Source organism: Kitasatospora sp. NPDC058190 (assembly GCF_042883685.1).
Classification (GTDB): Bacteria; Actinomycetota; Actinomycetes; order Streptomycetales; family Streptomycetaceae; genus Kitasatospora.
Genome location: NZ_JBHVVI010000141.1, coordinates 1 through 8,691 on the forward strand (window position 1 = coordinate 1; position 8,691 = coordinate 8,691).

8 protein-coding genes are annotated in these 8,691 nt (G+C 74.2%); 4 read left to right on the forward strand and 4 right to left on the reverse strand.

Features of this window, described 5'->3' with window-relative positions:
- Positions 1-135: 135 nt before the first annotated feature.
- Complete coding sequence (locus tag ACFVWU_RS38710) at positions 136-930, reverse strand: DUF6643 family protein (protein WP_387629925.1); 795 nt, start codon at positions 928-930, stop codon at positions 136-138.
- A 460-nt stretch (positions 931-1,390) separates the two neighbouring features.
- On the reverse strand, positions 1,391-1,840 hold the full coding sequence (mscL, locus tag ACFVWU_RS38715) for a large conductance mechanosensitive channel protein MscL (protein WP_387629928.1): 450 nt from the start codon (positions 1,838-1,840) through the stop codon (positions 1,391-1,393).
- Positions 1,841-2,280: 440 nt separating this feature from the next.
- On the opposite strand from mscL, the gene ACFVWU_RS38720 reads away from it, so the two are divergent.
- From ACFVWU_RS38720 to ACFVWU_RS38730, 3 genes are all read left to right on the forward strand, one after another.
- Positions 2,281-3,486 carry a glycosyltransferase family 4 protein gene (locus tag ACFVWU_RS38720; RefSeq protein ID WP_387629930.1) on the forward strand — a complete coding sequence of 402 codons (1,206 nt, stop codon included), beginning with the start codon at positions 2,281-2,283 and terminating at the stop codon, positions 3,484-3,486.
- 104 nt (positions 3,487-3,590) lie between these two features.
- A complete protein-coding gene (locus tag ACFVWU_RS38725) occupies positions 3,591-4,265 on the forward strand; it encodes a thiol:disulfide interchange protein DsbA/DsbL (protein ID WP_387629932.1) in 675 nt (224 codons plus the stop codon).
- A gap of 73 nt (positions 4,266-4,338) precedes the next feature.
- Positions 4,339-5,214 carry an alpha/beta fold hydrolase gene (locus tag ACFVWU_RS38730; RefSeq protein WP_387629934.1) on the forward strand — a complete coding sequence of 292 codons (876 nt, stop codon included), beginning with the start codon at positions 4,339-4,341 and terminating at the stop codon, positions 5,212-5,214.
- 28 nt (positions 5,215-5,242) lie between these two features.
- Here ACFVWU_RS38730 and ACFVWU_RS38735 read toward each other — a convergent pair whose 3' ends face one another.
- Together ACFVWU_RS38735 and ACFVWU_RS38740 are read right to left on the reverse strand one after the other, a co-directional pair.
- The gene (locus tag ACFVWU_RS38735) at positions 5,243-5,989 is read right to left on the reverse strand and encodes an SAM-dependent methyltransferase (protein ID WP_387629936.1); all 747 of its coding nucleotides are present in this window, start codon (positions 5,987-5,989) and stop codon (positions 5,243-5,245) included.
- 136 nt (positions 5,990-6,125) lie between these two features.
- Positions 6,126-7,265: a glycosyltransferase gene (locus ACFVWU_RS38740; RefSeq protein WP_387629962.1), complete on the reverse strand. Its 1,140-nt coding sequence runs from the start codon at positions 7,263-7,265 to the stop codon at positions 6,126-6,128.
- A gap of 66 nt (positions 7,266-7,331) precedes the next feature.
- On the opposite strand from ACFVWU_RS38740, the gene ACFVWU_RS38745 reads away from it, so the two are divergent.
- Positions 7,332-8,102 (forward strand): glutamate racemase, encoded by a 771-nt coding sequence (locus ACFVWU_RS38745; RefSeq protein ID WP_387629939.1) that lies wholly within the window; start codon positions 7,332-7,334, stop codon positions 8,100-8,102.
- Positions 8,103-8,691 lie beyond the last annotated feature (589 nt).

The window sequence follows — 8,691 nt, forward strand, 5'->3', positions numbered from 1 at the left end:
ACCGCGGTGGGGGGCGTACCGGGCGGTCCGTGGATGACCCGTTTCTCCGTTCGCCCGGCGTTCAGGGGTCGCCGGGTGGTGCTCAGGTGGTGCGGGTGCGGGCCGATGGGGGTTCGGCCCCGGGATGCCAGGGGCTCAGTAGCCCTGACCCTGCGGCTGGTAGCCGCCCTGGAAGTTGGCGGGCTCGCCGTACGGGCCCGGGCGCTGCGGCTGCATCGGGCGGACCGGCGCGACCGGTGCCATGGCCGGGCGCAGCTGGGCGCCGCCGAAGCCCTGGTCGCCGCCCTGGCCCTGGAAGCCGGGGCCGGCCGGGTTCGGGCCGCCGAAGGACTGCTGCCCGCCGAAGCTCTGCGGACCGCCCTGGGGCTGGCCGCCGGGCTGGCCGTGGCCGAAACCGGCCGGGCCGCCGGTCGGCTGCGCGCCGAAGGTCTGCGGGCCGCCCTGGCCGATGAAGGTGTTCTGGCCGCCGAAGCTCTGGCCACCGGTCGGCTGGTAGCCGCCGCTGGCGGTCTGCGCGAACGCGGGGGCGCTGGGCTGCGGTCGCTGGTACGGCTGGGGGGCGCCGTAACCGGGGACCGCCGGCTGCGGGGCGGCGGCGTACGCCGGAGCGGGCTGCGCCGGGATGTACGCCGTGGCGGGGCCGGCGGAGGGGCCGCTGCTCGGGCCGGGGCCCAGGGCGAGGCGGGCGGGCGGCAGCGCGGGGAGGTTGCTGCCGGCGCTCTCGTACCCGTTGCCGTACCGGTTCTCGTAGGACGGGCCGACGCCTGTTCCGTATCCGGACGACAGCGCCGGCGGCAGGGCGGCCGGCACGTTGATGGGTGCGATCTGGGGGACGCCGCGCTCAGCCACGAGGCTGTCGTAAATCGGCGTGCCGGAGGAGAAGGACGGAGAGGGGTAGCCGACTCCGTCGTAGGAGCGGGGCGAGGTCATGGGGCATACGGTAAGCCCACAATGCGCCTGCTGAGGAGAGTGGGAGGGGGAGCAGTTCGAGTGTTTACACAGTCTTCGCTCGCACAAAGGTTTCGAAAGTAGGAAGAACGGACATATCGGCATCCAGTTCCGGACAGCCCTGACGTCCCGTCAGTGATCGAACAGCACCCGGACATGGGCCCCGCGAGACCTAGTGGTGACCGGGCGGTAGACGGCTGTGGACGCTGCGGAGAAACTTTTGCGGACAGGGCGTGCGCCGGCGCATTCGAGCCCCCGCCGACGGCAGGACGAGGGCTCGTGAATGTTTCGGGAATAAATTTCCCGTCAGAGCCCAGAGCGGGCGATCCGGACGTCGATCCGGGGGGTGAGCCGGACGTCGATCCGGGCGCCCGGACCTCGATCCGGACCTCGATCCGCAGGATGGGCCGGGCTGATGAGCCGGACGACGCCTGCGGGGCCGTCAGTGCGACTGCAGCGCCTGGCTCTGCGCGGGCAGGCCCGGCCGGGCGGCGACCTCGGAGGTGCAGAAGGAGCAGCGGATCGCGGCGGCCGGGATCGGGCTCAGGCACTCCGGGCAGTCCACCTTGGCGGTCGGCGCGGGCTTGGCCGCCTCGAAGCGCGCCTGCAGCTTGCCGACCGGCACGACCACGGCGAAGTAGATCACCGCGCTGACCAGCACGAACCCGATCAGCGCGTTGACGAAGAGGCCGTACGGGAACTTGGTGCCGCCCACCTCGAAGGTCTTCTGGGTGAAGTCGCCGACCGCCCCGGCGGCTACCCCGACCAGCGGGGTGAGGAAGGCGCTGACGAACCCGGTGACGACGGCGGTGAAGGCCGCACCGATCACGATGCCGACCGCGAGGTCCACCACGTTGCCGCGCAGCAGGAAGCTGCGGAATCCCTTGAACACCGGGTGACTCCAAATCCGAACGGGGAAGAGGGAGACGGGGCGGCACGGGGCAGCCCCGGCCGGACATCCTGCCGAGCGGTCCGGGCCGAGGTCCAACCGCGTTCACCCGATCCGCCTAACCGGCCGACCTGCCAGGCCTGGCCGCGCCCGGCCGTATCCGACCCTCCCGGTCGGCGTGCGGGCGGCTCCGCGCACCGGCCTGTCGGCGGCGCCCAGGTCGGTGAACCGGCGGGCGTGAGCCGGTACTTGAGGCGGCGTGCGGCGGAGCGGAGGGCGGTCGGTCGGAGCTGTCGGAGGCGAGACGGGGCGCACAGCGGTCGCAACCGGCGCACGACGGCGGGTCTTCAGCGCACATCGGGTGTACGGGCGCCGGCGCACGGGCCACCGCCAGGTTGCGCGAAGGGGCTGTACCCGGCGTGGTGCTGTGCCAAGGTCTGTCCATGCCCGACCATACGGCGGCCGATTCGGCCGGAGCCCGCCCGCGTGTCCTGCACCTGATCAGCGACTCGCGCCGGGGCGGCGCCCAGAACTTCGCCCGTGACCTCCACCGGGAACTGCGCCGCCGGGGTCAGGCCTCCGCGCTGTGCGCCCTCGCCCCGCACCCGGCCTTGCCACCCGCCAGGCCGGGTGCGGCCGCTCCGGAAGTGTGCGCCGCGGGCACGGCCGTTCCGGGGGACTGCGGCGAGGAGTGCCCCGACGCCGCCGGGCTGCGCGCCGCCGCCGTCCTCGGCCCCGGTCGGCTGCGTCCGGGCACCCTGCGGGCGCTGCGCTCCGCCGCTCGCTCCGCCGACGTGGTGCTCGCCCACGGCTCCGACACCCTGGCCACCTGTGCCCTCGCCCTGGCCGGCACCCGCACCCCCTTCGTCTACGTCTCGGTCGGCCACCCCCGCTACTGGACCGCCAACCGGCTGCGCAGGCTGCGCGGCGCCACGCTGATGCACCGCGCCGCCGCCGTCACCACCCTCACCGACGAGGCGCGCGAGGTCCTGGAGGAGCAGTTCCGGCTCCCCGGGGGCAAGGTCCGGGTGATCCCCAACTCCCGTGCCGCCGAGAGCTATCCGCCCGCCGACGGCCGGGCCGAACGGCGCGCCGCCCGGCACGCCCTGGGCCTGCCCGCGGACGTCCTGCTGGTTGCCTGGATCGGCGCCATAGCGCCGGAGAAGCGGCTCGACCTCGCCCTCGACGTGCTCGACCGGCTGCCCGACGTCCGGCTGGCCGTCGCCGGGGACGGCCCGCTGCGCGAGACCCTGGCCCGCCATCCGGCCGCCGCCCGCGCCCACTTCCTCGGCGCCCTGCCCGACCCCGTCCCGCTCTACCGGGCCGCCGACGCGCTGCTGCTCACCAGCGACAGCGAGGGCGTGCCCGGCGCGCTGATCGAGGCGGCGCTGGCCGGGGTGCCCGCCGTCGCCACCGACGTCGGCTGGGTGCGCGAGGTGGTCCGGGACGGCGCCACCGGCGCGCTGGTCGCCCCCGGGGACCCGCTCGCCCTGGCCGAGGCGCTGGCCAAGGTGCTCGCCTGCAACCGCGCGGGCCTGGGCGCGGCCGCCCGGGCGCACGCGCTGGAGCACTTCGAACTGGGTGCGGTGGTGGACGACTGGCAGCGGCTGGTCGCCGAGGTGTGGACCGGAGCTCCCACCTCGCACTGACGGGCGGCTCCGACGTGCCCCCAGCTGCGCCGTTCGGGCGATTCCGGGCCCGCCGACCTCTGGCGACTCGTCGTTAACGAGCCGTCACCAGCAGACTTCCCGATGTGAACTCGAAGTCGCTGCTGCGGTCCACCGTCCTGCTCGCCGTCGCCGCCGGGATCGCCGCATCCCCCCTCCAGGCCGGAGCGGTGTCCCACCAACCCCCGTCCGAGGGGGTCCAGTTCGTCAGGCTCGACCACCCGCAGCCGGTGCGTGAGAGTGCCCGCACCGAGGCGGTCGAGTTCTTCTGGTACGACTGCGGCCACTCCCAGAAGCTCGAACAGCCCTTGCAGGCCTGGACCGAGAAGCACCGGGCGGACGTCGCGCTGCGCCGCGTCCCGGCGGTCTGGCCGGGCAGCTCGGACGAGGGTGCCCAGCGTGCCCACGCGCGCCTGTACTACACGCTGGAGCGCCTGGGTCTGGTCGAGCGCCTGCAGGCCGCTGCGTTCCGCTCGATCCACAACGACCGGGCCGACCTCACCGCCGAGTCCGCCGCCACCGACTGGGCGGTGCGCCACGGTGTCGACGCCGAGCTGTTCGGCCGGACCTACCGCTCCGCCGAGGTCGGGCAGTCGGTGGACGACGCGGCCGCCCAGTTCGTCCGGTACGGCATCAACGAGCTGCCCACCGTGGTCGTCCAGGGCGAGTACCGCACCTCGCCGACCAAGGCGGGCGGCGTCGACGCGATGCCCGAGGTGCTGGACCATCTGGTGCAGCAGGAGCAGTTGCCGAAGCACTGAGCTCCTTCTGGCGTCGATGATGTGTGGTCAGCCCGCCCTTGACTAACCGTTCAAATCTAATTTAATGGTTAGCATGAGCGAGCTGACGATCCCGCACGTCCACCACCGCCACGTCGACCTCGACGGCCTGCGCGTCTTCTACCGCGAAACCGGTCCGGCCGACGCCCCCGTCCTCCTGCTGCTGCACGGCTTCCCCTCCGCCTCGCACCAGTACGCCCGGCTGCTCGACGCACTCGGCACGCGCTACCGGCTGATAGCCCCCGACTACCCCGGCTTCGGTCACAGCGACAGCCCCGCGCCCGACGCCTTCCACTACCGCTTCGACACCCTCGCCGACGTGGTCGAACGCTTCTGCCTCGCACTCGGCTTGGAGCGCTTCGCGCTGTACGTCTTCGACTTCGGCGCACCCGTCGGCCTGCGCCTGGCCACCCGCCGGCCGGAGTGGATCACCGGCCTGGTGGTCCAGAACGGCAACGCCTACGAGGAAGGGCTCTCCGACCGGGCAAGGGAGTTCATCGCCAACAAGCGCGGCGTCCCGGGCGCCGGGGACGTCGCCCGCTCGATCCTCACCCTGGACATCACCCGCAGCCAGTACGAGGGCGGCACCGGCGACCCGAGTCTGGTCGCCCCCGACGGCTGGACGCTCGACCAGCACTTCCTCGACCTGCCGGGCCGCAAGGACATCCAGGTCGAACTGGCCCTCGACTACTTCTCCAACGTCGAGCTCTACCCCGAGTGGCAGGCCTGGCTGCGCGCCAACCAGCCGCCCACGCTGGTGGTTTGGGGGCTGGGCGACCCGTTCTTCACCGAGGCCGGCGCCCGCGCCTACCTGCGCGACCTGCCCGAGGCGGAGCTGCACGTCTTCGACACCGGGCACTTCGCGCTGGAGGAGAAACTGCCCGAAATCGCCCCGCTGATCGACGACTTCCTCGCCCGCACGCAGAAGTAGGCCGAAGTAGCGGTCTCCGTGCGGTGGTTCAGTCGCGCCGCAGCAGGTAGGTGACGAAGCCGAGCATCCCGCGGTACCCGTGCAGCCACTCGGCGCGGTGGCGGTCCGCGGCCTCGCGGGCGGCCACCGCGCCCGGGTCGTCCGGGTGGTCCAGCGCCCACTCGGCCAGCGAACCCGCCCAGGAGAACTCGTAGTCGTCCCACTCCCGCGCGGTGCTGACGTGTCCGTACACCGGGGTCCAGCCGTCTGCGAGCACCCGGTCCGTGGTGGTCGCCAGGTCCGCGAAGTCCTCCCGGACGGCGCCCAGCCCGTCCAGCGCGGCCTGGGACGGCTCGCGCTCCCAGAACCCCTCGCCGACCAGCAACCGGCCGCCCGGGGCCAGCAGTTCCCGGGCGGCCGCGAGCGTCGGCAGCAGCCCGTCGAACGCGTGGGTGGCGCCCACGCACAGCACCAGGTCGAAGGGCTCCTTGGCGGTGAACTCCCGGGCGTCCAGGTGGTGCAGGCCGATCCGGCGGACCACGCCGAGCGCGGTGGCCGTCTCCCGGGCCCGGGTCAGCGCCTCCGCATCCAGGTCCACCCCCACCGCCCGCCAGCCCGGCCGGCCGGCGAGCGCCCGCAGCAGCCAGGTGCCCTCGCCGCAGCCCAGATCCAGCGCCCGGCCGGACTCCTGCCCGGCGAGCGCGCGGTCCAACAGCCGGGCCACCGACCCGTCCGCCAGCGGGGCCGCGATCGGGTGGTGGGCGTGGGCGAGGCGGGAGAGCTGCTGACGGTCCATCCGAGCAGTATGGATCCGTCCGGCCCGGAACGCCCGGGCTTTCCTCATGCCCGCTCCTCGCGCCCCCGCCCCGCGCCCCGCCTCCCGTGCCGGCTTCTCACGCCCGCTCCTCACGCCCGCTCCTCACGCCCGCTCCTCACGTCCGCGAGTAGGTCCGGCCCTTCCAGGCCGCGCCCCGGCCGCGCCAGTGCTGCACCGCCGAGTCCACCGTCATCAGCAGGTACAGCGCGGCCGTGAACGGCAGGAGCAGCACGGCGGCGGCCGGCTGCCCGTAGTACCGGACCATCGGCAGGTACGTCCCCGCCATCAGCGCCCAGGCCGCCCCGCCCGCCGCCGCCACCGCCGGCGCCCCGGCCACCAGCCCGGCCACCGCCGCCACCGGCGGCACCAGGTACACCAGCGTCAGCCCCAGCACCGTCCCGAGCAGCAGCGGCGGCGAGTGCTTCAACTGGGCGTACGCGCTGCGCGACACCATCCGCCACAACTGCTCCAGCCGCGGGTACGGGCGGACGCTGTCCACCTCGTCGGCCAGACCCAGCCAGGTCCGCCCGCCCGAGGACTTCACCGCCCGGGCCAGCGACACGTCGTCGATCACCGCGCCCCGGATAGCCGCCACCCCGCCGGCGCGCTCCAGCACCGCCCGCCGCACCAGCGAGCAGCCGCCCGCCGCGGCCGCCGTCCGGGAACCGGGTCGGTTGCTCCAGCGGAACGGGTAGAGCTGGGCGAAGAAGTAGACGAAGGCCGGGACGATCAGCCGCTCCCAGCCGGTCGCCACCCGCAGCCGGGCCATCTGCGACACCAGGTCGAGCCCGTTGCTCTCGGCGGCGGCCACCAGCTCGGCCAGCGAATCCGGGCCGTGCGCGATGTCCGCGTCCGTCAGCAGCAGGTACTCGACGTCCGGACCGGCCAGCTCCACCCCGTGCCGCAGCGCCCACAGCTTGCCCGTCCAGCCCGGCGGCAGCGGGGGAGGGGTGGTCACCGTGAGCTCCAGCCCGTCCATCGTCCGCAGCCCCGCGGCCAGCGCGCCGGTGCCGTCCGAGCTGTGGTCGTCCACCACGATGACCCGTGCCCGCCCCGGGTACTTCTGCGCCAGCAGCGTCGGCAGGCTCAGGGGCAGCACCGCCGCCTCGTCCCGGGCCGGCACCACGACCGCCACCTGCGGCCACCGCACCGGCGGGCGACGCGGCGGCAGCCGTACGTCGGTGCGCCAGAACAAGCCGTGGCAGCACGCCAGCCAGAGCCAGACCAGCAGGGAGAACGCGGCGATCCACAGCAGGGCGGTCACCCCGGCAGTCTGCCGCAGAACCGGCTCCGGCGGGCGCATCGACTAAAGTCTTGCCCTGTGAAGATCGCACTGATGGACTCCGGAATTGGTCTGCTGGCCGCCGCCGCCGCCCTTCGGAAGCTGCGCCCGGACGCCGATCTGGTGCTCTCCTCCAACCCGGCCTCGATGCCGTGGGGACCGCGCACGCCCGAAGAGATCACCGAACTGGCCCTCGGCTGCTGCCGGGCCGCCGCCGCGTACGAACCGGACGCCCTGGTGATCGCCTGCAACACCGCCTCGGTCCACGCGCTCGCCGCCCTGCGCGCCGAGCTGGAGCCCGGACTGCCCGTCATCGGCACCGTCCCGGCGATCAAGCCCGCCGCCGCGCTCGGCGGCCGCGTCGCCATCTGGGCCACCCCGGTCACCACCGGCAGCGCTTACCAGCGCGGCCTGATCCGCGACTTCGGCGGCACCGCCGAGGTCACCGAGGTCGCCTGCCCGGGCCTCGCGGACGCCGTCGAGCACGGGGACGACGACGCCATCACGGCCGCCATCGCGGACGCCGCCGCCCGCACACCGGTGGGCACCGACACCCTCGTCCTGGGCTGCACCCACTACGAACTCGTCGAGGAGCGCATCCGCGCCGCCGTCGCCCCCACCGCCTCCCCGGCCCTCACCCTCCTCGGCTCCGCCGACGCCGTCGCCGCCCAGGCCCTCCGCCGCATCACCGACCCCACCGGCACCGGCACCGGCACCCTCACCGTCCTCCACGCCGGCAGCCCCGCGACCCTCCCCGCCGCCGCGGCCCTCTACCCCCAGGGCCGCACCCTCGCCACCCTCATCCGCTGACCGAAAGCCGCCCAGGCCGACGTCTCGTGCAGCGCAACCTCTCGCCCGGCGCCTGTCGCCCGGTGTCTGAGAGCGCACAGGAAGTCGGCCTGATCGACTTCCTGTGCGAGGTGGTTTTCTCCGTCGGTGTCCGACACCGCGCGGAAGCGGGCGCTGCCCGCACGCGGGGCCGCTCGGGCGCGGCCCGTGGCTGAGAGGCACCACCGTCCGGCTTCCGCTCCGCACGGACGGCACCTGGTCGGGCGGACCTTTCTCGCTGTGGTTCCCCAGCTGGCCGGCAGGTCCTCGGCCGCTCGCGCAGGCCTTCTTCAGTGATGCTCGGGGCCGCGCCGACCTGGCTCTCCTCCAGGCATGGCCGCTCGGGCACGGCCCGTGCCCGAGCGGCACAGCCTCCGGGTCCCGCTGCCCGCCACCGCGCGCACGAGTTGCACAGCTGAGCCTGCCCAACGGGCACCGGAAGTGGGGCGGCCCGCCGTCGGCGGGTGGTGCAGGGAGCTCACCACACGCCGCAGGAGGCACGGGGGTACGCGGCACCGCCCCTCCGGGGGCGGCACACCGCCCGGCGCCGGGAGGAGGAGCCGCCGCCGGG